This window comes from Bacillus sp. LBA3-1-1.1, assembly GCF_040676495.1.
Classification (GTDB): Bacteria; Bacillota; Bacilli; order Bacillales; family Bacillaceae_G; genus Bacillus_A; species Bacillus_A nitratireducens.
Genome location: NZ_JBEGIB010000012.1, coordinates 397,963 through 423,708 on the forward strand (window position 1 = coordinate 397,963; position 25,746 = coordinate 423,708).

General features: G+C 34.4%; 25 protein-coding genes and 1 pseudogene. 21 read left to right on the forward strand and 5 right to left on the reverse strand.

The window, feature by feature from the left end:
- Positions 1–216 precede the first annotated feature (216 nt).
- The gene (locus MRBLBA3_RS13010) at positions 217–1,161 is read right to left on the reverse strand and encodes an L-lactate dehydrogenase (RefSeq protein WP_000715316.1); all 945 of its coding nucleotides are present in this window, start codon (positions 1,159–1,161) and stop codon (positions 217–219) included.
- A gap of 200 nt (positions 1,162–1,361) precedes the next feature.
- Here MRBLBA3_RS13010 and MRBLBA3_RS13015 point away from each other — a divergent pair, with 200 nt between their 5' ends.
- The 7 genes from MRBLBA3_RS13015 (at position 1,362) to MRBLBA3_RS13045 (ending at position 8,769) form a co-directional block, all read left to right on the forward strand.
- Positions 1,362–2,810 carry a flavin monoamine oxidase family protein gene (locus MRBLBA3_RS13015; RefSeq protein ID WP_212090293.1) on the forward strand — a complete coding sequence of 483 codons (1,449 nt, stop codon included), beginning with the start codon at positions 1,362–1,364 and terminating at the stop codon, positions 2,808–2,810.
- Positions 2,811–2,914: 104 nt separating this feature from the next.
- A complete protein-coding gene (locus MRBLBA3_RS13020) occupies positions 2,915–3,832 on the forward strand; it encodes a CobW family GTP-binding protein (protein ID WP_212090295.1) in 918 nt (305 codons plus the stop codon).
- A gap of 296 nt (positions 3,833–4,128) precedes the next feature.
- Positions 4,129–5,346, forward strand: coding sequence for a substrate-binding domain-containing protein (locus MRBLBA3_RS13025; RefSeq protein WP_212090297.1), 1,218 nt, complete (start codon positions 4,129–4,131; stop codon positions 5,344–5,346).
- A gap of 90 nt (positions 5,347–5,436) precedes the next feature.
- Positions 5,437–6,210, forward strand: a complete 774-nt coding sequence (locus MRBLBA3_RS13030) for an ABC transporter ATP-binding protein (RefSeq protein ID WP_000149305.1) — start codon at positions 5,437–5,439, stop codon at positions 6,208–6,210.
- On the forward strand, positions 6,188–6,883 hold the full coding sequence (locus tag MRBLBA3_RS13035) for an ABC transporter ATP-binding protein (protein ID WP_212090301.1): 696 nt from the start codon (positions 6,188–6,190) through the stop codon (positions 6,881–6,883). The genes MRBLBA3_RS13030 and MRBLBA3_RS13035 overlap by 23 nt, the downstream gene beginning before the upstream one ends.
- 22 nt (positions 6,884–6,905) lie before the next feature.
- Positions 6,906–7,766 carry a branched-chain amino acid ABC transporter permease gene (locus tag MRBLBA3_RS13040; RefSeq protein WP_363381565.1) on the forward strand — a complete coding sequence of 287 codons (861 nt, stop codon included), beginning with the start codon at positions 6,906–6,908 and terminating at the stop codon, positions 7,764–7,766.
- A 49-nt stretch (positions 7,767–7,815) separates the two neighbouring features.
- Positions 7,816–8,769 (forward strand): branched-chain amino acid ABC transporter permease, encoded by a 954-nt coding sequence (locus tag MRBLBA3_RS13045; protein WP_002094641.1) that lies wholly within the window; start codon positions 7,816–7,818, stop codon positions 8,767–8,769.
- Positions 8,770–8,933: 164 nt separating this feature from the next.
- On the opposite strand, the gene MRBLBA3_RS13050 is transcribed toward MRBLBA3_RS13045, so the two are convergent.
- Positions 8,934–9,722 carry a LysR family transcriptional regulator gene (locus MRBLBA3_RS13050; RefSeq protein ID WP_212090322.1) on the reverse strand — a complete coding sequence of 263 codons (789 nt, stop codon included), beginning with the start codon at positions 9,720–9,722 and terminating at the stop codon, positions 8,934–8,936.
- A 120-nt stretch (positions 9,723–9,842) separates the two neighbouring features.
- Between MRBLBA3_RS13050 and MRBLBA3_RS13055 the strand changes: the two genes are divergently transcribed.
- The 12 genes and pseudogenes from MRBLBA3_RS13055 to MRBLBA3_RS13110 all read left to right on the forward strand — a co-directional run bounded on the left by MRBLBA3_RS13055 (position 9,843) and on the right by MRBLBA3_RS13110 (position 21,391).
- Positions 9,843–10,391: a DUF4865 family protein gene (locus MRBLBA3_RS13055; protein WP_212090324.1), complete on the forward strand. Its 549-nt coding sequence runs from the start codon at positions 9,843–9,845 to the stop codon at positions 10,389–10,391.
- A 42-nt stretch (positions 10,392–10,433) separates the two neighbouring features.
- Positions 10,434–10,844 (forward strand): tautomerase family protein, encoded by a 411-nt coding sequence (locus MRBLBA3_RS13060; protein ID WP_001117252.1) that lies wholly within the window; start codon positions 10,434–10,436, stop codon positions 10,842–10,844.
- Positions 10,841–11,164, forward strand: a pseudogene (locus MRBLBA3_RS13065) (carboxymuconolactone decarboxylase family protein). Before MRBLBA3_RS13060 ends, MRBLBA3_RS13065 begins: the two are co-directional and overlap by 4 nt.
- 101 nt (positions 11,165–11,265) lie before the next feature.
- Positions 11,266–11,709, forward strand: coding sequence for a MarR family winged helix-turn-helix transcriptional regulator (locus MRBLBA3_RS13070; RefSeq protein ID WP_001208967.1), 444 nt, complete (start codon positions 11,266–11,268; stop codon positions 11,707–11,709).
- Positions 11,710–11,761: 52 nt separating this feature from the next.
- On the forward strand, positions 11,762–12,703 hold the full coding sequence (locus tag MRBLBA3_RS13075; protein WP_212090330.1) for a ring-cleaving dioxygenase: 942 nt from the start codon (positions 11,762–11,764) through the stop codon (positions 12,701–12,703).
- A gap of 32 nt (positions 12,704–12,735) precedes the next feature.
- A complete protein-coding gene (locus MRBLBA3_RS13080; RefSeq protein WP_363381671.1) occupies positions 12,736–13,776 on the forward strand; it encodes an LLM class flavin-dependent oxidoreductase in 1,041 nt (346 codons plus the stop codon).
- Between the two features lie 617 nt (positions 13,777–14,393).
- On the forward strand, positions 14,394–15,797 hold the full coding sequence (cydA, locus tag MRBLBA3_RS13085; RefSeq protein WP_363381568.1) for a cytochrome ubiquinol oxidase subunit I: 1,404 nt from the start codon (positions 14,394–14,396) through the stop codon (positions 15,795–15,797).
- Positions 15,784–16,800 carry a cytochrome d ubiquinol oxidase subunit II gene (cydB, locus tag MRBLBA3_RS13090; protein ID WP_212090336.1) on the forward strand — a complete coding sequence of 339 codons (1,017 nt, stop codon included), beginning with the start codon at positions 15,784–15,786 and terminating at the stop codon, positions 16,798–16,800. The genes cydA and cydB overlap by 14 nt, the downstream gene beginning before the upstream one ends.
- Positions 16,800–18,521 (forward strand): thiol reductant ABC exporter subunit CydD, encoded by a 1,722-nt coding sequence (gene cydD / locus MRBLBA3_RS13095; protein WP_212090340.1) that lies wholly within the window; start codon positions 16,800–16,802, stop codon positions 18,519–18,521. The genes cydB and cydD overlap by 1 nt, the downstream gene beginning before the upstream one ends.
- Entirely contained in the window at positions 18,518–20,245 is a 1,728-nt protein-coding gene (cydC, locus tag MRBLBA3_RS13100) for a thiol reductant ABC exporter subunit CydC (RefSeq protein WP_363381571.1), read from the forward strand. Before cydD ends, cydC begins: the two co-directional genes overlap by 4 nt.
- 187 nt (positions 20,246–20,432) lie before the next feature.
- On the forward strand, positions 20,433–20,654 hold the full coding sequence (locus MRBLBA3_RS13105) for a hypothetical protein (RefSeq protein WP_000461287.1): 222 nt from the start codon (positions 20,433–20,435) through the stop codon (positions 20,652–20,654).
- Positions 20,655–20,941: 287 nt separating this feature from the next.
- The gene (locus MRBLBA3_RS13110; protein WP_097809154.1) at positions 20,942–21,391 is read left to right on the forward strand and encodes a DUF6376 family protein; all 450 of its coding nucleotides are present in this window, start codon (positions 20,942–20,944) and stop codon (positions 21,389–21,391) included.
- Positions 21,392–21,426: 35 nt separating this feature from the next.
- On the opposite strand, the gene MRBLBA3_RS13115 is transcribed toward MRBLBA3_RS13110, so the two are convergent.
- The 3 genes from MRBLBA3_RS13115 to MRBLBA3_RS13125 all read right to left on the reverse strand — a co-directional run bounded on the left by MRBLBA3_RS13115 (position 21,427) and on the right by MRBLBA3_RS13125 (position 23,298).
- The gene (locus MRBLBA3_RS13115) at positions 21,427–21,765 is read right to left on the reverse strand and encodes an EamA family transporter (protein ID WP_001089866.1); all 339 of its coding nucleotides are present in this window, start codon (positions 21,763–21,765) and stop codon (positions 21,427–21,429) included.
- Entirely contained in the window at positions 21,758–22,099 is a 342-nt protein-coding gene (locus tag MRBLBA3_RS13120; protein ID WP_328023042.1) for an EamA family transporter, read from the reverse strand. The genes MRBLBA3_RS13115 and MRBLBA3_RS13120 overlap by 8 nt, the downstream gene beginning before the upstream one ends.
- Positions 22,100–22,296: 197 nt before the next feature.
- A complete protein-coding gene (locus MRBLBA3_RS13125; RefSeq protein ID WP_363381574.1) occupies positions 22,297–23,298 on the reverse strand; it encodes a S66 family peptidase in 1,002 nt (333 codons plus the stop codon).
- A 218-nt stretch (positions 23,299–23,516) separates the two neighbouring features.
- Here MRBLBA3_RS13125 and MRBLBA3_RS13130 point away from each other — a divergent pair, with 218 nt between their 5' ends.
- Positions 23,517–24,470, forward strand: coding sequence for a D-alanyl-D-alanine carboxypeptidase family protein (locus MRBLBA3_RS13130; protein WP_328023044.1), 954 nt, complete (start codon positions 23,517–23,519; stop codon positions 24,468–24,470).
- Positions 24,471–24,716: 246 nt separating this feature from the next.
- A complete protein-coding gene (locus tag MRBLBA3_RS13135) occupies positions 24,717–25,316 on the forward strand; it encodes a nitroreductase family protein (RefSeq protein WP_002141347.1) in 600 nt (199 codons plus the stop codon).
- Positions 25,317–25,746: the final 430 nt, after the last annotated feature.

Here is a 25,746-nt window from a genome sequence, read left to right on the forward strand (position 1 = left end):
AATTCGGGTGGAGCAAAGAAGTTAGGTGGGAGATAAACTGTCCGTAAACGCCCGATTGGTGAGGGCTGATAATCAGTGGGGGATGAACAAAACCCCCACTGATTAAAGTTTCACTTTATTATAGATAATATTACCGTTTAAATTGAGGGGGAACTGTAAAAATATAAAAAAGCAATCCAATATAAATTGGATTGCTTTTTTGATTAAAATATATGATTAAAGAACAGGAGCCATTGTTTCTTTCAATACTTGAACAGAGTGATCGAATTTTAATTCTTCTTCTTCACTTAATTCAACTTCTAAAATTTCACGAACGCCTCCGCGGTTTAAGACAGCAGGTACGCCAATATAAACATCTTGTTGGCCGTATTGACCTTCAAGGTATGCTGATACAGTTAATACGCTGTTTTCATTGTTTAAGATTGCTTTCGTAACACGCAGCAGTGACATGCCGATGCCGTAGTATGTAGCACCTTTTCGTTCAATAATGTGGTAAGCTGCATCACGCACGTTTATGAAAATATCATCTAAATCTTTTTGGTTATATGTGTTGTCTTTTTCAAGAAGCGTTTCTAGTTTTTGAATGCCAATTGATACATGGCTCCAAACAGGAAGTTCTGTATCACCGTGCTCTCCGATAATATAAGCGTGAATGTTATGAGGCCCAATGTCGAAGTACTCACCTAACATATAGCGGAAACGAGCTGAGTCAAGAGTTGTACCAGAACCAATTACGCGTTCTTTTGGCAATCCAGACTCTTTCCAAGTTACGTAAGTTAAAATATCTACAGGGTTAGTTGCGATTAAGAAGATGCCATCAAATCCACTATCCATAATGCTACGAACAATTTGCTTGAAAATTTTAGCGTTTTTCTCAACTAAGTCTAAGCGTGTTTCACCTGGTTTTTGTGGTAACCCAGCAGTAATTACAACAAGATCTGCGTCTTTACAATCTTCATAACTACCTTTCCAAACCTTTGTTGGAGCTGGTGCGAAAGGAACCGCATGGCTTAAATCCATTGCTTCTCCTTCAGCTTTTGCTTCATTTACATCCACTAAAACAAATTCTTCAGCTACAGCTTGGTTAATCATGCAGTAAGCATAACTACACCCAACTGCTCCTGTTCCTACTAATACAACACGGTTAATACCTTTTTTCATTTCAAAATTCCTCGCAATTTCATTAATTTTATTATGTAAGATAATACGTCTTACTTCTATAGTTTCATATCTATTTTATTACATTTTATAAAAGATATTCAAGTAATTGAAAATGTATCCGCTCAATTACTTGAATGAAACATAGTAATCCCGTTAAACGAATATAATTCAGTAAAATCCTTCATAAAAGGGGAATTGGCATGGGGAATCCATTATCGATGGAAGAAATGCTTCAAATTATTCATGAAGGGCTTGCCAAAACAAATAACCCCAAACGGATTACAATTGCCGGTGCAGGGATGTCTGGGTTAGTTGCAGCATCTTTATTAAAAGAGTCTGGACACGAGGTAACGATTATAGAAGCGAATAACAGAATAGGTGGCAGGGTGTATACGATTCGTGAACCATTTAGCGCAGGGTTATATTTTAACGCAGGCCCTATGCGTATTCCGGATACTCATGATTTAACTTTATCCTACATTCGTAAATTTAAACTACCGTTAAACCTTTTTATTAATAAAACTTCTTCAGATATAATTTATACGAATAACAAAAGAACGAGATTGGATGTGTTTGAAAAGGACCCAAGTGTACTTGGATATCCAGTTTTAAATAAAGAAAGGGGGAAAACGGCAGAAGGATTAATGTTAGAGGTATTGGAACCGATACTTAATTATATTAAGAAAGATCCTAATAAAAACTGGATTATTGTTGAAAAAAAGTATAAAACATATTCGCTCGGTTCATTTTTAACCGAGTATTATTCAGATGGGGCAATAGATATGATCGGAGTACTTCTTGATATGGAAGCATACATGGGAATGTCTTTAATTGAAGTATTACGCGAAATGATCTTTTTCACTTCAACGACGAAATATTATGAGATAACAGGCGGGATGGACGCATTACCAAATTCATTTTTACCAGAGCTAAAGGATAATATTTTTATGCCGTATAAAGTAGAAAAAATTATACAGGAAGATAATAAAGTAATGATGCAAGTAACACATGAACAAACGTTAAATTCATGTATAGTAACTGGTGACATCGCTATTGTCACAATTCCATTTTCAGCTTTGCGATTTGTAGAAGTCCAGCCGTATCATTTATTCTCTTATTATAAAAGACGGGCAATTCGTGAATTGAATTATATTGCAGCGACTAAAATTGCGATAGAGTTCAAAAGTAGATTTTGGGAAAGAGCGGGGCAGTGTGGTGGGAAATCTATTACCGATTTACCGATACGTTTTACATATTATCCGAGCTATGGCATTCAGACACCAGGGGCAGCTATCGTTATAGCAAGCTATACGTGGGCAGATGAAGCGTTGACGTGGGATAGTCTCCCGAATAGAGAACGTATTCGTTATGCATTGAAAAATTTAGCGCAAATTTATGGGAATGTGGTTTATAGTGAGTATGTTGCGGGAGAATCTTTTAGCTGGAGTCAAAATCCGTATTCTTGCGGAGCATTTACAGCTTTTGAACCAGGGCAAGAGCTTGAATTGTTTCCATATATTACGCCGCCAGCGGGTAGAGTGCACTTTGCAGGAGAACATACGACGTTAACACATGGATGGATGCAGGGAGCAATCGAGTCTGGAATTAGAGTTGCTCATGAAGTGAATGAAAATGAAACGATAATCTAGCAGTTTTGTTTACAAATAAGTATTCTTTTAATAAAATGATAAATATAAATCGTAATAATTACGCTTTGAAGAAATTTGAAGTAGAGAAATGGATGGTCGGTCAAATGAGTAAAGTAGAAATTCATATATTAGGTGGTTTTTTAGGTAGCGGAAAATCAACATTGCTGCAAAATTTATTATTAGCAGAAAAGAAGAAAAATAGAAAAGTTGCAGTTTTGATGAATGAAATCGGTGAATACTCGGTAGATACAGATATTATTGGAAAAGAGAATGTGTTAAAGGAACTTCTGAAAGGATGTATTTGTTGTACGTTAAAAGAAGAGCTTGAAATACAATTACATTCACTATATCAACAGGAAAGACCGGATGTAATTTATATAGAAACAACAGGCGTCGCACATCCAATTGAAGTGTTAGATGCATGTGTATCACCAATTTTAGCTCCTTTCCTTGAAGTGAAATCTATAGTAGTCGTATTAGATGCAGTAAGATGGTTAAACCGAAGCATATTAAGCGCAAATGTACAACAGCTATTACATGAGCAAATGAAATATGGAAGTCATATTCTCATTAATAAATCAGATTTATTAACAGAGGAAGATAAAAATAAAGTATTTGAAGATGTAAAAGCAATAAATAATCATGCGAAGCTGTACGAAACAAAATATTGTAATATATCTTTAGAAGACATAGAAGAAGCTGAATTTACGAATGATGGGGAACATGAGACACTACATGTTAAACAGCATTTACATATACAAACGATGACGTATCAATTTACGAAATCGATTGATCAAGATATATTATACGAATGGCTTTCGAATTTACCAGATAGTATTTATCGCGTAAAAGGATTTGTGAAATTCCATGGAGATAAATACCCGCATCTATTCCAATATTCGTTCGGGGTACCGACTTTACTGGAACAAGACTTCGGCTTCCCGACAAACTTAGTAGTAATAGGAGAAGGGCTAGATAAGAAACAATTGGCTGAAGGGTTAGAGAAGGTCGAAAATAATTAATCCATTTTTTTAATCGTTTTTTAGGTAAGCTGCAAATAATTGACTTAATGTATTAAGTCAATTATTTGCAGCTTTTTGCGTGATGATTAATGTAGTGAAACAGTAATTTCATTTGAACAACCGAATATATATTGATTGTATGTCCGTTTCCATTTAATAGGAAGGTGATTATAGATTTATGCCGAATGTAGAGGTTACTACAAGAGTTTCCATTACCAATTTTAAAGTCATGATTACGGGCAGGGGAATTTGGCGTGTTTGATTCTATCAGAAAGAAAAGTATGGGGAGGATCACAATGTCGATGAAAAAACGTAAATGGCTAAGAACGATGGTTACTGGTTGTGTTTTAGGGTCATTATTAGTAACAGCGGCTTGTTCAGGAAAGAAGACAAGTACAGAAGATGAAAAAACGATTAAGGTAGGGGTTCTTGCTTCATTAACAGGTCCATTAGAATCTTATGGAAAACAAACGGTAAATGGATTTGAATTAGGGTTAGACTATGCAACTGGTGGAACAGGGAAAGTAGAAGGAAAGAAGATTAAGTTTGTTGTAGAAGATACAGAAACGAAAGCAGATGTAGCAGTTAAAAAGGCTACAAAATTATTAGAAGAAGAGAAAGTTGATTTTTTAGTCGGATCGTCTAGTTCAAGTGATACATTAGCAGTATTACCACTAGCTGAAGAATATGAAAAAATTATGGTTGTAGAACCGGCAGTTGCTGATAGTATTACCGGGAAGAACTGGAATAAATATATTTTTAGAACAGGAAGAAACTCTTCACAAGACGCGATTGCTGGGGCTGCCTCAATTGCTAAAAAAGATGTAAAGATTGCGACGTTTGCTCCAGATAATGCTTTCGGTCGTGAAGGAATTGCAGCATTTAAAGCGGGAGCGAAGAAATTAGGTGCGAATATTGTAAACGAGCAATACGCGGATACGAATTCAACGGATTTCACTGCGAATATTCAAAATATTATTAGCTCAAAACCAGATTATTTATTTATCGTTTGGGCAGGTGCGAATTCACCATGGAAACAGTTGAAAGATATGAATGTGGAAGCGCAAGGGATTAAAATTTCTACTGGTGCACCTGATATACCAGCATTAAAAACGATGGATGCGCTAATGGGGATGCAAGGGTTTTCCGTTTATTATCACTCACTTCCAAAGAATAAGGTGAACGATTGGCTAGTAGAAGAACATAAAAAACGTTTTAATGGTGCTGTTCCAGATTTGTTTACAGCAGGAGGAATGTCAGCAGCAATTTCTATTGTCGAAGCTTTAAAGAAAACGAAGGGCGATACAGATGTAGATACACTTATTAAGAAAATGGAAGGGATGGAATTTGAGACACCGAAAGGAAAGATGAAATTTAGAGAAAAGGATCATCAAGCATTACAAACTCTTTATTCTATAACGCTGAAAAAGCAAGAGGGTGTTGATTATCCTGTACCAGTGTTAGAGCGAGAATTAACAATGAAAGAAACAGAACCGTCTGTTCAAAATAAATAGACTGAATTTTCTGTTGTTTTTGTATAAAGAGGGGATACCCTCTTTATACTTATTTCTTTCATAAACATGGCTTTCTGTGGGAGGGATTTCATGACACATTTGTTAGAGACGAAAAATCTTTGTGTGTCTTTTGGGGATCATCATGTTATTAAGGATGTTAATTTAACGGTACAAAAAGGAAAGCTCATTTCAATAATTGGACCGAATGGCGCTGGAAAGACAACACTATTCAATTTATTAAGTGGGCAAATTTCGCCGACGAAAGGTGAAGTTTATTTTAAAGGGCAGGATATTACAAAATTATCAATTTCAGATCGAACGCGTTTGGGGATTGGTCGTTCTTTTCAGCTGACAAATATTTTTCCAGAGCTAACAGTACTTGAAAATGTGCGTTTAAGTGTTCAATCGTTTGTTCAGGATTATTACAGTTTCTTTCCGAATGCAGCCAAGTTAAAGCAGCAAACTGGAGAAGCGAGACGTCTTTTGAAGACAGTACTCCTTCACGAGAAAGGAGACGTATTAGCTAAAGACTTAGCTCACGGAGAAAAAAGAAAGCTAGAACTTGCTATGTTGTTAGCATTAAAGACAGATGTATTACTACTAGATGAGCCGACAGCAGGTATTTCAGTTGAGGAAGTTCCGGCTATATTACAAGTAATCGAAAATATTAAAAAGAATCCAGATAGCACAATCGTACTTATCGAACACAAAATGGATATGGTGCTAGATTTATCAGATCATCTTATTGTTTTATTTCATGGTGAGTTATTGGCTGAAGGATTGCCGGAAGAAATGATGAAAGATGAGCGTGTACAAAGTGCTTATTTAGGGGGATTATATAGTGGTACTACTACAAGTGAATAATATAGAGACGTATTTAGATCAGTTTCATATTTTACAAGGAGTGTCCCTTTCGGTTGAGAAGGGAACGATTACAGTATTGTTTGGAAGAAATGGGGCTGGAAAAACAACGACATTGCGGTCGGTTATGGGATTTCACCGGATAGCAAATGGTGAAATTTATTATGATAGTGCACAAGTAAATGGATTATCTACACATTTAATTTCAAGAAAAGGTATAGGTTATGTACCAGAGAATCAAGGGATTTTTCATGATTTAACAGTAGAAGAGACATTTGCACTTGCTAGGGGAAAAGAATCTGAAGAGAAAATAGATTGGATGCTAGAACTATTTCCAGACTTAAAACAATTTTGGCATAAGAAAAGTGGGCTTTTAAGTGGAGGACAAAAGCAAATGTTGGCTATTTCAAGAGCATATATTAATAGTGATGGACTACTGCTTATTGATGAGCCGAGTAAAGGGCTGTCTCCAATTATGATAGAAAAATTAATGATAGCTATTTTGAAAATGAAGGAGAAAACGACAGTTTTACTTGTTGAACAAAATTTTATGATGGCTAGTCAAATCGGGGATTATTTTTACATTATGGATAATGGGCGCATTGTGCATAACGGTTTTATGAATGCACTGCGAGAGGATAAGGAAACATGTCATAAATATTTAGGTATTTCTTAACATTGATACGGGGGGATAGAACGTGGATGTGTTAATTAACTTATTTGTAAACGGCGTTTCGACAGGGATGCTGATTTTTTTATTAGCTTCTGGTCTATCACTTATTTTCGGTTTAATGAGCGTACTGAATTTTGCACATGGCGGTTTATTTGCATGGGGAGCATTTATAGGCGTTTGGCTATTCAATCTGACAGGTAGCTATTTATTAGCATTAATCGGAGCAGTCGCTATGGGGATGCTTCTCGGTTTTATTTTAGAAAGATTTCTTATTAGACCAGTGTATGGAAACCATGTTCGGCAGCTTCTCGTTACACTCGGAGGTATGCTTGTTCTTAGTGAGTGCATCAAAATATTTTGGGGACCTAATCCAATTGCTGCAAAATTACCGTTATGGCTTCAAGGAAGTTTTACATTTGGAGGAGTTATCTTAATAAAATATCGCCTATTCGTTATTTTAATCGGGATACTAATTTACATCGCTTTACTATTACTGCTGAAAAAAACAAAGATAGGGCTAATGATTCGCGCTGGTGTAATAGATAAAGAGATGGTTCAAGCTCTCGGAATTAACGTAAAAGCGATATTCTCGTTTGTCTTTTTATTAGGAGCGGGGATGGCAGCATTAGGTGGTTTCCTACTAGCGCCATATTCAGGAGTTATTTTCGCTGAGATGGGTATGCAGTATGCAATTTTAGCCTTTATAGTAGTTATCATTGGAGGATTAGGTAGTGTGCAAGGTTCAGCAATCGCTTCTTTAATTGTTGGATTAGCTGGTGCTTTTACAGCGTATTATGTGCCAGATTTATCTCTAGCAATCAATATGTTAATGTTACTATTTTTCTTAATAGTGAAGCCAACAGGACTTGTTGGTGAAAAGGGGTGAAATGGTGAACAGCACATCGGATCGAATTAAAGTATACTTCGGAGTTTTTATGCTCGTTTGTTTAAGTGTATTTCCATTCGTAAATGATTCACGGAGCTTGTTAATTTTGTTCACTCAAATTTTCATCTTTGCTATTTTCGCTATGAGCTTTGATGTTCTACTTGGCTATACAGGCATTGTCTCATTCGGTCATTGTATGTTCTTTGGAATAGGAGCGTATGGTGTGGCACTCTTATTTGATCGGCAAGGAGTGTCTATCACAAACTTTTTTATAGGAATAGCAGCCGCAATTATTGTATCAGCCATCGTTAGTTATATAATTGGTATGCTTTCATTACGTTTGAAAAGTCATTTTTATGCAATGTTAACGCTCGCTATTTCCCAGCTGTTTTTTGTACTTGCTGAAAAATGGCGTTCACTGACTCACGGAGGAGATGGATTTACATTTGGTGTACCAGATATATTCCGTGATCGTTTTACATTTTATTATATAACATTCATATGTCTAATCGTCATTTTCATCTTGTTACGTCTTTTCACAAAGTCTTCAATTGGAAAAGTATTAAAGGCCATTTCCCAAAATGAACAACGTGTTGAAGCGCTTGGATATAAAGTTCTTCATTATAAAATTATCGCAAGTGTAGTGGCAGGAGTAGTGGCTGCGATTAGCGGTGGTTTATTCGTTATCACATTGCGTTTTGTAAATACGACTGTATTTTCAATTGAAATGACGCTAAACGCATTATTGATGACAATGATTGGAGGAGTTGGAACGTTAATCGGAGCCATTGCTGGAGCTGGAATTATTGAATCACTGAAATATTATTTATCAGAACTAGCAACAGAATATCCGATCTTTGAAAGATGGACGATTATTCTAGGCTTATTATACATTATCGTGTTGTTAGTTTTTCCAAAAGGATTAGTTGGAACGATTAAGAAGTTGAAGAATTATAAAAGAAGTAAGAAGGAGAAGAGTACAGGGGTGGAACAGAACGTGTGAAATAAGTCTTCAAGATGAAAAGGGATGTCCTAGTAGTTAAACATATTAACTAGGTAACATCCTTTTTTATTTTATTAATCCGTACGATAGTATATGAAGTTATATTAGCGATCCGAAAAGGGATATCTATTTACCCGTAAAATACGACAAGTGTAGCCTCTTTATTAATTAAATAGTTCACCTGGAATCACTTTATCTAAGTCTCGAGTTGTAAAGAAGTTAATAGGTAGTTTTTCAACCGCGACATTTTCAACTGGAACTAATTTATCATTTCTAATCGGTAAAAAAGCTATCCCATTTCCCTCAACAATAAACTCTTCAATAAACGAATAAGAATCTAACTGTTGAAGTTGATGCTGGGATAGATTGTTTTCTTTTAGAAATTGTATTGTCATATTTCTAAAAGGGCACTTTTTATCGTTACTAACAAAGAAAAGTTCTTTTGAAAAGTCAATGTTAAACTGTTCTTTCGCTTTTAATAAGCCTACAGAAATTGAAGTGGTGAATACTTTTTTAAACGCTGCGTCGGGATAATCCTCATAAGTTATGACCATATCAACTTTTTGTTGCTGTAGTAGTTTTTGTAAATGGCTACTACTTTCTATATATATTTGATAATTCCTGAAATTTTCTTTAATACGCATACTTAAATAATTTGTCAAAATAGATTGTGACGTCGCTATTACATAAGAAGAAGCACTTGTTTTAATTTCATCTTTCGCTTCTTCTAAAAGAGCTAATATTTTATTCGTGTAGTCTAATAAAATGTCACCAGAAGGTAACAGGGAAACACCTTTGTTATCTCTATGTAGTAAAGGTGTTTCTAATTCTTGTTCTAATTTTTTGATTCGCTCAGTTACATTTGGTTGTACATAGCCTAGCTCTTTAGCAGCTTTACTAATAGATCCTTCGTTAGCTACAGTTTTAAATATAATAAGATCATTTATTTCCATTTATTTCAGCCCCTTATACGGTATCATTATAAATGATACCAAACATAATTTATACCTATTTTACGTCAGCCAATCATCGGTTTATCATTATGTATATAAGATCGAAAGTGAGTGATAATCATGATTGGAATGCAATATAAGGTCATTTTACCAAAGGATTATGACATGGAGATTATTAAAAAAAGGGTAAAGGATAATGGGTTTAAAACTGATGGTTTTCAAGAACTAAATTTTAAGGCTTATTTAATTACTGAGACAGGTAAGGATGGGAATTTCTATAACTGTTATGCACCTTTATATATGTGGAATGGTCATAAAGGGATGAACAAATTTATATTCGAAGGGTATTACGATAATATTTTGCAATCGTTTGGGTGGCAACAAATAAATATAGGTGTTCCATTAGTTGTTAATTTAAGTAATGATTTTAGAAAAAGTAGATATGCTGTTGAATATGTAGGAAGTATTTCTCAAAGTAAATCGCTGATTGGGACGCAATTAAATAAAGTAAATGAAAATGTGCAAAGCATAGAAAAATGTTTAGGAAATGTAATAGTTTATAATCCGGATAAGTGGGGATATAGTCAATTCAGTTTTTATAAGGAAAAGCCTGAAATAGATGTAATGGACGATGTTACTATTTATGAGATTTTACATATTTCACGATGATATGTTGTTGAATGCTAAATTAAGAAAAAGGAATGAAAATGTATGCCTTTTGTGAACGTTTATTATCATGAAAATATATTAAATAAAGAAGAGTTGAAAAAGATAGGTGAATGTATCCATCTTTCATTAATTGAACATTTTAACATCCCTGAAAATGATTGTTTTCAAATGTTTTTACCTTATCAACGAAATCAATTTTTGTATAATCCATATTATTTGTTGGAAAGAGGAGAAATGAGAACTGAGAATATGATTCATGTTTCTATTACATGTGGACCTGGAAGAACAGTACAACAGAAAAAAGGTTTGTATCAATCTATATCCTTCGAAATTGCGGAATGTTCCAACGTAAAAGCTACTGACATTTTTATTACATTATATGAGACAGCTGCTGAAAACTGGTCATTTGGTCAAGGGATGGCACAATTGGTAAAAATGAAGGGAGCAAAATGATGAATGAACCAATTGAATTTTATATTCCAAAGAAAATGAGAGAAATAGCACCTGTATTTTCTCATTATAGTGAAGAGATATTATTTGAGGAAGTGTGGCGGGATGCCGCTTTAACATTAAGAGAAAGAAGCTTATGTACATTGTCGGCACTAATCAGTCTTGGTAATACAGAACAATTACCAGTTCATCTGAAGCTAGCTAAACAAAGTGGGATGATGGAGAATGAATTAGTTGCATGAATAACACATATGGCTTTTTACGTTGGTTGGCCAAAAGCTGTGGCAGCTTTAAATATAGCAATGAATGAAATGGAAAGTTAAGAATAATGATTTTGGGAGGTATTTTTAACATATTTCTACTTGCATTACTATCACTTGAGTGGTAAAGTGATAGTAAGATCAACGCTAGGAAGTGATGAAAAATGCGTGAAAATACGATAGGATCGTTAATATGGTTACGCCTAATACGATTTACGAACCAAAGTAATCAAATGTCAAATGAGTTTTTAAAACGTTTTGATTTAACGACAGCTCAATTTGATGTGCTTTTGCAAATACGGACTTATCAGCCATTAACACAAATGGAGTTAGCAGAAAAGGTTACCGTTACACAAGGCGGTATTTCTCGAATGTTAACACGTCTTGAAAAAGAAGGATATATTATACGAAAACAAGATTGGAAAACGAAAACAATTAGTCTTACAGAGCAAGGGGAAGAGGCTTTAGAAAGAGCATTGCCAGAGCAACTTGCATTTCAATCATCATTTTTTGATGATGTATTAAATGAAGAAGAGCAGAAAATACTATACGAGTTGATGACAAAAGTTCATAAGCATAGTGAAAAAAAAGAATTACCGAATGAGTAATTTTTTTTACTCAATCAATTGACTAATCAAGTGATAAAGAGGAGGAAGTTTTATGTATACAATTCCAGGACATCACCACATTTCTATGGTGACTAAAAATGCGAAAACGAATAATAATTTTTATCGAGATGTTTTAGGATTACGCCGAGTGAAAAAGACAGTCAATCAAGATAATCCATTTATGTATCATTTGTTCTATGGCGATTTAACAGGGAGTGCCGGAACTGAATTATCATTTTTTGAAATGCCGAATGTAGGAAGAACAATCCGTGGCACAAATGCAATAACGCAAATAGGTTTGCTCGTACCTTCAATAGAAAGCCTTACATTTTGGAAGAAACGTTTTGAGTCGCTTCAAGTGGCGCATGGAGAAATTACAACTTACGCCAGCCGAGACGCACTGCACTTTGAAGATCCAGATGGCCTACGGTTAGTGCTACTAAATAATAACGGTGAAGAGGTGCCTGAATATTGGACTGCATGGGATGACTCTTCTGTAGAGCAGAATCATCGTATTTTAGGTATGGGAACAGTTGAAATGAAAGTGCGCAGTTTAAATAAATTATCAAAAACATTAACAGATTTGTTTGGTTACAAAGAAGTATCTCGTTCGGACGATGAGGGGATTTATCAATCTATTGCTGGTCAATCTTTTGGAGAAATTTTGGTGAAACAGCAAGAGGGAGAGAGTGAAAGACCTGGTAAAGGAAGTATTCATCATTTAGCTATTCGTGTAAAAAATGATGAAGAACTGAGTTACTGGAATGAAGCTGTGAAAGATAAAGGGTTCCAATCAACAGGGATTATTGATCGCTTTTATTTTAAAAGTTTATATTTCCGTGAGTCAAATGGAATTTTATTTGAGATTGCGACGGATGGACCAGGATTTACTGTAGATTCAGCAGTTGCTGAATTAGGAAAAGAGCTAGATTTACCACCATTTTTAGAAGAGAGAAGAAAAGAGATTGAGGAGAAATTAATTCAACTTGATTAAAAGGGAGAGGACAACTATGGAAAAAATACCGTATTGATACAAGTAAAGGAATTGAATTTGGATTATATTCAATTGGAGATCACATTTTAAATCCGCATAATGGTTCGAAAATAAGTGCAGAAAAAAGAATTCATGAACTAATTGAAACAGCTAAGTTAGCAGATGAAGCTGGACTTGATGTGTTTGCTGTCGGTGAAAGTCATCAAGCGCATTTTACAACGCAAGCTCATACAGTTATTTTAGGAGCTATTGCACAAGCTACGAAAAACATTAAAATCGCGAGTTCTGCAACAGTATTAAGCACATCAGATCCGGTTCGTGTATATGAGGATTTTGCTACAATCGATTTAATTTCTAATGGTCGTGCGGAAATCGTTGCTGGTCGTGGATCTCGTATTGGGGGATATAGTTTACTGGGTTACGATGTAAATTATTATGAAGAACTATTTGAAGAGAAGATGGATCTTTTATTAAAAATAAATAAAGAAGAAAGTGTAACATGGAAAGGGCAGTTTAGAACGCCGCTTGAACATGCGACAATTATACCGAGAGCTAAAAATAACAATATGCCAATTTGGCGTGCTGTTGGGGGGCCACCTGCTAGTGCAATTAAAGCAGGACACGCAGGTGTACCAATGATGCTTACGACACTTGGTGGCCCAGCTATTAATTTTAAAGTTTCGGTGGATGCATATCGTGAAGCTGCTGAACAAAGTGGTTTTGATCCAGCAACATTACCGATTGCTACAACAAGTTTATTTTATACAGCAGAAAATTCACAAGATGCACTTAGTGAATATTATCCTCATATCCATGCTGGTATGCTTGCACTACGTGGTGGTGGGTATCCAAAACAACAATTTACTAATGCAGTAGATTATCGTGACGCGTTAATGATTGGTAGCCCGCAACAAATTATTGAAAAAATGCTTTACCAATATGAATTATTTGGGCAGCAACGTTTTATGGCGCAGATTGATTTTGGCGGTGTACCAATTGATAAGATTGAGAAAAACATCGAATTAATTGCAACTGAAATTATGCCGGCTGTTAGAAAGCACATAGCAAAATAATTGAAGAATACCGGGAGTCTAGCTGATTCTCGGTATTTTTTATGTTAATTCAGTTTCAAAAAATGACGAAAAAATGAACTTTTAATCTAAAAAAAGGAAAGGATTTTTCTATTTGTGAATAACAATATTCTTAATTTGAATTTTGGAAATACATTTTTCTCTTGACAAAAATGTAGCGTATTTTCAGGTTTGATTCGAGGACATTTTTTAAGAGGAAAGTCAAGTGTATGAAGAGAAAAACCTAATTATAATTGATATAAGAGTCCGTTGTATGTTTGAAAAACAAGTTTTTAAAATGTGAGAAATCTAATTCAAAAAAATTACAAAAGACATATTTCAGACAAAATCCTGTCAATAATACGTCAAAAATCACCTGAATTTATTATGTAAGTATATTATACAATTCGATTAACGAATAAAACACTACTGAAATAGTGAAAAGGTAAATCGTATGAAGAAAGTTCTTTTGTAATTATCTAAAAAACTGACAATCTATATTTTCAGAAAGTACATAAACGAATTTATCTTTTTGTATTTCCAAATGATTGAATTGTTCGTTATGAAGTGAATTCAATCGATATTACGATATAAAAAATTATGAAGGAAGTGAATTTAGCATGGAAACGCTCGAATTGGCACGAATACAATTTGCATCTACAACGATTTTTCATTACTTTTTCGTTCCGCTATCCATTGGTTTAGCTTTTATCATTGCGTTAATGCAAACGTTGTATGTGGTAAAGGGACAAGAAGTTTATAAGAAGATGACAAAGTTTTGGACACAAATATTCCTTGTTAACTTTGCAGTAGGTGTTGTAACAGGTATTTTACAAGAATTTCAGTTTGGTATGAACTGGTCAACATATTCACGTTTTGTTGGTGATGTTTTCGGACCGTCACTGGCAATTGAAGGTTTATTAGCATTTTTCATTGAGTCTACATTCCTAGGTTTATGGGTATTCGGTGAGGATAAACTTCCGAAGCGAGTTCACCTTTTATGTATTTGGCTCCTCTCAATAGGAACAATGTTATCAGCATTTTGGATTTTAACTGCAAGTGCATTTATGCAGTCCCCTGTAGGATATGAAATGGCTGCAGATGGACGTGCGCAGATGAATGATTTCTTAGCGATTATTCAAAATCCACAGTTATGGGTGCAATTCCCGCATACAATTACAGCGGCACTTGCAACAGGCGCGTTCTTTATTGCTGGTGTTAGTGCATGGAAAATTGCAAAACAACAAGAGACTGAGGTGTTTAAGAAGTCTTTCCGAGTTTCTATCGTTGTTGGAACAATTACAACAGCTCTTGTATTATTTTTCGGTCATGCACAAGCTCAAAATTTAATTAAGACGCATCCGATGAAAATGGCGGCAGCTGAAGCGTTATGGAATACGAGTGAGGATCCAGCGCCATTTACAGTGTTTGCGAAAATTGATACAGAGAAGAAAGAAAATTCGTTTGAAATTCAAATTCCTTATATGTTAAGTCTATTGTCATATGATAAATTTAGCGGTCAAGTTGAAGGGATGAATCAAATTCAAAAACAATATGAAGAAAAATATGGACCTGGAGATTATATTCCGCCAGTACATACTATGTTCTGGAGTTTTAGAGCGATGGTAATGAGTGGAACATTTATGCTTCTTCTAGGAGCGTACGGCTGGTTCTTATCAAGAAAAGATCGTTTAGCTGAAAAAACTTGGTATTTAAAATTAATGGTATATGCAATTGCACTACCGTTTATCGGAAATACAGTAGGTTGGATTATGACTGAAATGGGACGTCAGCCTTGGGTTGTCTTTGGTGTTATGAAAACAGAAGATGCAGTATCTCCAAACGTTACATTTGGAGAAGTATTATTCTCCCTTGTTTCATTCACATCACTATATGTAATTATTGGAGGCATTACTGTTTACTTATTCGTTCGTATCATTAAAGGACATGCGAATAAGAAAGTGAAAAAGGATTATCAAAGCCATGATCCATTTGATAAGGAGGAAGAGTATGTTATCTCTTAATGAGTTATGGTTTCTAATTATTTCAACCTTATTCGTTGGATTCTTCGTACTTGAAGGTTTCGATTTTGGTGTAGGAATAGTTTCAAGGTTTTTAGGAAAGAACGATTTCGAAAAGCGTATATATTTAAATACAATTGGACCGTTTTGGCACGCAAATGAAGTATGGCTTGTTTGTGCTGGTGGTGCTATGTTTGCGGCATTTCCGCACTGGTATGCAACTTTATTTAGTGGGTTCTATATTCCGTTTGTGTTTATGCTTCTTGCATTAATTATAAGAGGTGTTTCCTTTAAATTCCGTGCGAAAATAGAAAATCATAAATGGAAGAGTTTCTGGGATTGGGGCATGTTTATTGGAAGTTTGCTACCTCCCATACTTTGGGGAGTTGCAATTGCAAACTTCATGGTAGGTGTACCAATTGATGAAAGTAAAAATATGGTAGGCGGATTCATGAAATTACTTCACCCATTTGCGTTACTTGGAGGAGTTATGTTTCTTCTTCTATGTATTGTTCATGGTTTGCAATTTCTTACTATACGTACAACAGGAACATTACGAGAACGCGCACGTATTGCCGCAACAAAGATTGCACCTTTTGCATTAATAACACTTCTTGTTTTTGCAGGTGTAGGGTTATGGAAAACAGATATTTTCACCGCACATGGTTCAGAGTGGCTAATGGTTCCGATCGGAGCTTTTGTAGCGCTATTTGTTTCTACTTTATTAAATAAAAGAAGAAGAGATGGTTGGGCTTTCTTTATGACGAGTTTAACAATCATTTTGCTAAGTGCAAGTGTGTTCATTGGTATGTTCCCGCGTGTCATGATTAGCTCATTAGGAGCGGTGAATGATTTGACAATTTATAATGCGGCATCAGGACCTTATGCATTAAAACTGATGAGCTATTTTTCTCTTGCTATTTTACCGTTTGTTATCGGTAGTCAAATATGGAGTTTCTATGTATTTAGACAACCTGTTAAGTCGGACAAAGATTTGGAGTACTAATGAAAAGAAAAAGAGGACTTCCGTCGTATCCTGGTAGCCGAGTTTTATATGTAACGTTAACCTTTATTAGCATTTTAGAGGCGTGTAGTATTATTGCACAGACAGTGTTTTTAGCACGAGCAATTACATTTTTATTTCATGGAGAAACAGTGCAAGCTGTGCTAAATGAAACTGTTTATTTTGGGATTACGTTTGCAGTACGCCAAATGTTGGTGCGAACATCGCAAATATTGGTTGAGCGTTTCGCTGAAAAAACAGGATTCGCATTACGTAAACAACTAATAGAAGCATATTTTACATTAGGGCCGAGATTTGTCCAAACGAATGGAACTGGTCATTTGGTTACTTTATCGATTGAAGGCATAGAGAAATTCAAAACATATATTGAATTGACAATTCCTAAAATGATTAGAAGTAGTATCGTACCAGGACTAATTGTTCTATATGTTTTTACACTGGACATTAAGTCAGGAATCATTTTAGTTGTAACGATTCCTATTGTGATTATATTTATGATCCTTTTAGGATTAGCAGCGCAGAAAATGGCGGATAGCCAATATGAAACATATCGTGTACTTTCTAATCATTTTGTAGATACATTAAAAGGGTTAGAAACATTAAAGTATTTAGGGAAAAGTAAACAGCATGAAGGAAAGATTGAAAAAGTAAGTAAACGATATAGAAAAGCAACGATGCGTACTTTGCGAGTTGCTTTTCTTTCTTCTTTTGCATTAGATTTCTTTACGAGTTTATCAATTGCATTTGTAGCAGTCGGATTAGGGATACGGTTAATAGATGGAACGATAATACTATTGCCAGCACTTACGATTTTAATTTTAGCTCCGGAATATTTTCTGCCGATAAAACAAGTTGGAGCGAATTATCATGCTACATTAGATGGACAACTTGCGATAGAGCAAATAGAAGAGATTTTACAGAAACAAAAAGGAATAGAAATGAAAGATTCAAATGTAGATATAGTATGGAACGCCTCTAGTAGCTTGAAATTACAAGATGTAAAAGTAAATAATGATGAATCTGAAAAGGCTATATTAGAGGGAATTGATTTTACTTGGCAAGGTAACGGTGCTATAGGCGTTATTGGTGAAAGTGGGGCAGGGAAATCAACGTTAATCGATGTATTAGCAGGATTTTTATCTCCTTCGGCTGGGAAGATGTTAGTAAATGGTGTTGAAATTGACGGATCTACTCGTGAAGATTGGCAAAAGAATATTGCTTATATTCCGCAGCAACCATATATTTTTCCGCTTTCATTAAAAGATAATATTTGTTTCTATGAAACAAATACAACTGATGAAGAAGTTGAGAGAGTTATTAATGAAGTAGGTCTTCGTTCGCTCGTTGCATCATTACCAAATGGGATGTATGAAATAATTGGAGAAGGTGGACGTATGCTTAGCGGCGGACAAGAACAACGTGTCGCTATGGCACGTGCACTTTTAAGTAAAAAGCCAATCATTTTATTAGATGAACCTACAGCACATCTTGATATTGAAACTGAATTTGAAATAAAGCAATCGATGTTACGTCTGTTTGAAGGTAAGTTAGTGTTTCTTGCAACACATCGTCTACATTGGATGAAGCAAATGGATCATATTCTTATTTTAAATAAAGGGAAAATTATAGAAAGCGGAACATATGAAGAACTTTTAACGAATGAGACATTACATTTTCATAGCGAAGAGAGGGGAGAGCGATGAGTAACTGGATTAAGCCTTATATACAGCAAAATAAAGGTAGAATGACTTTGACTATTTTCCTTGGGCTTCTTGGAGTTAGTTCGGGTGCGATGTTACTTTTTATTTCAGGTTATTTAATTTCTAAATCTGCTCTCAGACCAGAAAATGTAATGGCTGTATATGTTCCTATTGTTGCAACACGTGCGTTTAGTATAGGACAAGTGGTATTTCATTATTTAGAGCGTTTAGTTGGACACGATGTCGTACTACGCATATTAGAAAAGATGAGAACGAAACTATATAGAATAGTAGAACCACAGGCGTTATTTTTCCGTTCACGATTTCAAACGGGCGATATGTTAGGCGTATTATCCGAAGATATAGAGCATTTGCAAAACCTATATTTACGTACAATATTTCCTAGCATATTAGCATTAGTTGTATATAGCATATTTGTGGTTGTTATTGGTGCATTTGACGTAGTGTTTGCACTCATTGCAGGCTGTATGTTAGCTATTATCGTTTTTCTTCTTCCGTTTGTATCACTGCTTTTAATGAAACAACATCATATCGCTTTGAAGCAAGGAAGAAATCGTTTGTATCAACAATTGACAGATGCAGTATTTGGGTTATCTGATTGGCAGGCGAGTGGTAGAAAAAATGAATTTATTAATGCGTATGTAGAGCAAAATGATCAATTGTTAAAAACAGAGAAGAGATTGAAACGCTGGTATCATATTCGAGACAGTCTCATTCATTTAGTAGTAGGGATTGTAGTTATTTCAATGATTATATGGACTGGGAATGAAGCGGCAAGTGAACAAATTGCACCTACAGTTATCGCGGCCTTCGTATTAATGACTTTATCTGTAACGAATGCGCTTATTCCTATTTCAGATGCCATCGATCGAATCCCATCGTATGTAGAATCTGCTCATCGTCTTAATGGTGTAGAAAGTGATAGTGTTTTACATGATGAAATGGATTTACATGGAGCTAAGGATTACGTTGCACCAAAACATGTAGATATTGAACTGAATCATATATCGTATAGTTACCCGGATAGTAACGAGACCGTATTAAAAGATATATCGTTACAAATAAAAGCAGGAAAGAAAATTGCTATTTTAGGTAGAAGTGGGACAGGGAAATCTACTTTACTAAAATTGTTAACAGGGGCGTTAAGTCCGGTAAATGGCCAAGTTTTATTGAATGGTGAACAAGCGCATACGAATCTTTTATCCGAATATATTTCTGTATTAAATCAAAAACCGCATTTGTTCGATACGTCAATTGGAAATAATGTGCGAATCGGTAAACCAGAGGCTAATGATGAAGAGATATGGAAAGCTTTAGAGAAAGCGCAGCTAGCTTCATATATTGCATCTCTTCCTGATGGATTACGAACAAAAATGCATGAAATGGGAAAGAGGTTTTCTGGCGGAGAAAGGCAAAGGGTAGCATTTGCAAGAACTCTTATGCAAGAAACACCGATTATTGTACTTGATGAACCGACTATCGGTTTAGATCCTAAAACGGAATTAGCCTTAATAGAAACAATGTTTTCTGCAACAGAAGAAAAGACTGTTCTCTGGATTACACATCACCTTGTAGGAATTGAACATGTAGATGAAGTTATTTTCCTTGATAGTGGTCAAATCGCTATGCAAGGTAGCCATGAACAGTTACTGAAAGAAAATGAGAAATATCGTAGCCTTTATGAGCTCGATAAAGTGAAACTTTAAAATGAAAAAAACACAAATTCTTGACAGTTCAAGGTTTGTGTTTTTTTATATTTGTGGTCAAATCATATAGGACGTATAAGCTAGTTGAACATGGAATGGTTATATATTGTTAGAAAGGGTGTTTAAAACCTAGCCTTTCAAGGCAATACTGAGCCATAGTGAAAGGATTGTTGGAAGGCGTGATTATATGTTTGAAGAGGATGGCATTGTGTTAATTATGGAGCCTGCTGATGAACGGAATATAAGGAAATTTATTTTTACTGTACCGAAGTCAGTTTATGAAAAAAAGGGGATTATATTACATTACGGAACACCTTTAGGCCAAGGGTATACGGACATTATAGAAGATATTATTAGTGTACATATAGAAATAGATATTGTAACGATCATAGGACATGTAAGAGTATAAAGAGAAACTTTAATTAGTGGGGTATCTCCATACTAATTATTAGCCTAAATTAATCGGAATAACTGAATGATGAGCTCCCAAAAACAGATGTATTTAAAAATAAGTATGTCTGTTTTTATATTTAAATGAAGATATTTTTGAGGTACATGTTGAACAGGATAATAATGATTTCTCTAGAATGTATTAGAGAAAGATTAAATAATAAGATATGATGTGATAAGGTGTATAAGAAGAAAATAAAGTGTTTATAAATGAATAAAAGTATGTTAATTATTTAGGAGGTCAAAATGAAGTTTACAAAAACAATGCTACTTTCAATTGTAGTTTCAATTGGTTTGATGGGATGTTCGCTAGTAGAGGAAGGGAAGAACTCTATAGATTATGCTCAAAAAGCGACAGACTATGTAAATGAAATAAGTGCATTTGCAAATGAAGCACCAGCATTAGCTGAAAAGGCTGTTAATGATGGAGAAGCTCGAAAAGAACTAGAAACGAAACTTACTGAAATTAAACAAGATATACCAGCTTTTAATGAATTAACACCACCGGATGTAGCGAAGGATCTTCACCAGCAAATCGTCGGATATAATGAAAAGTTAAATACATTAATTGATACATCTATGCAAAAAATAGAAGAAGGAAAAATAAATGTAGAGCAGTTTAAAGACTCTGAGCTTATGCAGACGATAGAACAAGTTCGTGATTTGAAAGATAAGGTTCAAAACTTAGGGCAATAACAAAAAGATCCGTTTATCATAAACGGATCTTTTTGTTATTGTATACAATAGACGATTACACCAATGACAATAATAATATTGCCAATGACTTTTCGTTTCGTTATTTTCTCCCCTAGGAAGTACCAACCGAAGATTAATATAATGATATAACTCAATGATTCTAATGCAGATGCTTGCTTTAATGCCAAGCCCTTTAAGGCGATCACATTTAATCCGGCATTAATTACAAATAAAAAGTAGCCGATGATAACATAAGGATTCACATATTCTTTTATTCTAGAATCGTATTGTTGTAAAGTAGCCTTTTTTAATAATATTTGTGAGTAATTGGCTAAAATTATCCCGAAAATAAATAATAACATATAACTATTCATCTTTTGTCACCACCACAATCCCGACGATAATAATAGCTGCACCAAGTATGTGATTCCAATGTATCTTATCTCCGAATAGGAATACTGACCATAGCATAGACCACAGTATTATAATTCCGCGGTGTGAATATGCTTTAGAAATTTCAAAATTCTTAATGACTTGTTGCCATAGAATTGCATATCCGAATAAAAGTACAACAAGTCCAAAGTAAGCAATAAAAAATGAAATTGATGTAATAGGGAATTGAGCTGCCCATTTCATGTAAACCATAATGATAGAATATATCAAGAAGGCCACATGTAAAAATACATAGTTTTTAATAGTTGGTTTCATATATTCACTCTCTTTTACATTTATATACACATATGTAAACTCGATGTATATAATCAATAGCTTCTTATTATACAGAAGGCATATTGAAATGATTTTTGTTTATTCCTTCACATTCCAAAATATATAGTATCATGTCTTTTAATGTAAAACAATAGAAGTCCATACGTAACTATAGAGTTGAAATAGAGGTAGTAGTGTTAGATTTTCCACTGTTCTATAATTTGTATCGTTTTATTTGTTGCATCCATTTCTACTTGAATACCTATTGGTAAAGTAATCATTGGATGAGTATGACAACAATCAAAATCGGCTAGAAAAGGAATTTTTTCATCTTGTAATACTTCTAATAGTATTTCGTAAGGTTTTCGATTTGTACCACAATCATCGAATTGCTCATGTTTTCCAAGGATGATACCTGAAACTTTATCAAAAACGCCGTTAATTTTAAGTAATGAAAAACTTCTTTCGATAGTAGATGCATCTTTTGAGCTATCTTCAATAAAGAGAATGTCACCTTCTTGAATATGTGGCATATAAGGGCTACCAAAAATACCTTGTATAGTGTTTAAATTCCCACCAATAATACGTCCAGTAGCTTTTCCACCGATCACTGAAATCCAATTGTTCGGTCGAAGTTCTTTTTCTTTCGTTTTTTCTTCCCAATTAATAAATTCATCTGACCAAAATAACGGCTGGTTTATGTTGTAAGGAAGGTGTTGATCAGTTAATACAGTATCCGCAAAATATTTGTACGTGCAATCTACGAAAGGCTCAAATTCACCAAAAGAAGGAACGAGTGCTGGACCGTAAAATGTAGGAATTCCTGTTTTTGCATAAATTCCTAGTAATAACGCTGTTGCATCTGAATAGCCAATCATTATTTTTGGGTTTTTTTGAAAAGAATCATAGTCAATATAAGGTAATAATGAATTTGAATTCATTCCCCCAATTGTTGCCATGATACAAGAAACGTTAGGGTTTCTAATCAAGTCATTTAGTTCCTCAGTACGATCTTTAATGCTTCCTGAACGATAATAATCATATTGACCTGTTAGTGAGCCTTCTAATATACGAAATCCTTTCTTTTGTAAGTATAATTTTGCTCGTTCAAATCTCTTTGGAGAAGTATAGGTTACTGGTGAAGAGGGAGAGTAGATGCCAATTGTATCGCCATATTTTAATGCTTTTGGAAGTATCATTTGTATTAATCCTTTCTATTATATGGTGTTGTCGAGTTGATTGTTATTGAATATTCTTATATTTCATTATTCTTAGTGTAACACATATAAAAAAGAGAAAGGGATTGAAATAATAATTGTTGTAGATGAATAAATATGCTTTTTACCTTGACGATATAAAGTAATTGTTGTTATGGTTAAACATGAGTGTATAAAAGGTTTGCTAAAGGAGTTTTAGAATGAAGCGGTTAAAATGGGGAGGATTAACAATCCTATTAGTAGTAATTCTGGGTATATGTTGGTTCTTTTTCCAAGGAGTTCAAAAGAGTGAAACAAATATAGATACTCAGCCTTTACAAGTGGCAGAGCTACCTAAAACAGGGCTATCTGAAAAAGTAGTTCCACCAAAATACATACCACCAGAAATTGATGCAAAAGCAGCTATTATTATCGATGCGAGTAATGGAGAAGTTATTTATCAAAATAATGAAAATGAAGCTGTTGCCCCTGCTAGTATGTCAAAAATGATGACAGCATATCTCGTTTTAGAGAGTATACATAATGGGAAAGTCCACTGGGAAGATCCAGTGAAAATAAGTGCAAAATCTGCACAAACAGAGGGTGCAAAAATCCCAATGCAAGTAAATGATACATTAACTGTTAAGGACTTATATCATGCGTTAATGATTGAATCGGCTAATAATTCGGCAGTCGCTTTAGCAGAACATGTAGCTAAGACAGAAAAAAACTTTGTTCAACTTATGAATGAAAAAGCCCAGCAGCTAGAAATGTCAGATAAAGCTAAATTTGCAAATGCTTCCGGATTGCAGGAGCCCGACGGAAGTGAAACAAAAATGACAGCAGCTGACGTAGCGAAATTAGCGTATCATCTTATAAAAGACTACCCAGAGATATTAGAAGTGACTCACTTACGTCAAAGTCGGTTAGCATTTAATAATATTAATGTTACAAACACAAATGAGATGTTAAACAAAAATAATAAAGCTTTATATATAGAAGGAATAGACGGTTTAAAAACAGGGTTTACAGATAGCGCAGGGTATTGTTTTACAGGTACTGCAAAACAAGGCGATAATCGCATTATTACAGTTGTTATGGGGACAAAAAGTAAAACAAAACGTTTTACAGAAACAAATAAATTAATGTCCTATGCATTTCAATTGCTTAATTAGGTGAAGAAAGAAGTAAATGAGATTGTTATAAAATAAAGTAGACAGTTTATTGAACCTTGATGTTGGTGACAATAGACTGTTTTTTTATTCTTTGACGTATTGGGAGTAAAAACTTAAGTGATATCATTTGAGTTTGTTTTTGTTTGTTGATATTATTAAGTTAAGAACTTATTATTAATAAGTTTAGGAGGCATTATATGCTTCATACATATGATACTGCCTCAAAAAAAATTGGAGGGAATTGTGATGGCAAAAGATTTTTACTCAGCAATTGAAGACAGAAGATCTATTTACGCGATTAGTAAAGAGCAAGTAGTTTCTGATGAAAGAATTCAAGAAGTGATTTATCATGCTGTGAAACATACACCTTCGGCTTTTAATTCTCAAAGTGCAAGAGTTGTTGTATTACTAGGTGAACAACACGACAAATTATGGAATGTTACGAAAGAAACGTTACGAAAAATTGTACCTGAAAATAATTTTGCACCTACGGAAGAGAAAATGAATGCATTTAAAAGTGGCTATGGGACAGTTTTGTATTTTGAAGATAGTAAAGTAGTAGAAAGTTTGCAAGAGAACTTTGCACTATACAAAGATAATTTTCCTACATGGTCTCAGCAATCTTCTGGAATGTTGCAATTTGCGATTTGGACAGCGTTAGAGATTGAAGGTTTTGGTGCTACATTGCAGCATTATAATCCGTTGATTGATGAAGAAGTAAAAAAAGAATGGGATGTACCTGAAAACTGGAAGTTAACTGCGCAAATGCCATTTGGTAAACCGGTAGTTTCGGCAGGAGATAAAGAATATCAGCCATTAGAAACTCGTGTGAAAATTTACAAATAAAATAAAAAGGTGAACAGAGATATAATCTGTTCACCTTTTTATACATGGTAGGAGTTTGTATACTGAATTGTTTTCATCTGTTCTTTTAATTCATTTTTCTTTGTTTCAATAGTGTGGACTTTTTTGAATGTTGCAAATGATAATAAGTGAGTCAGTGTATAGTAAATTTCGATATTTTTAGTTATGTGATCGTCTATTATTTTTTCCACAAATGCAACTCCTCTTTGTATGTGATTATACATATTCTATCAATAAAACCCTAATAATTCCATATTTAGAAGAGAAAAAATAATCAATTGTATTTTTAGAATGGGAGTGCTCTCAAGTCGGATGAAATTTTTGTGTGTGAAATCTTACAAATCATCAATTTGTTTAAAATCATACATAGTATTGAGAATTCATTTTCTTAAAATATTATACTATTGATAAA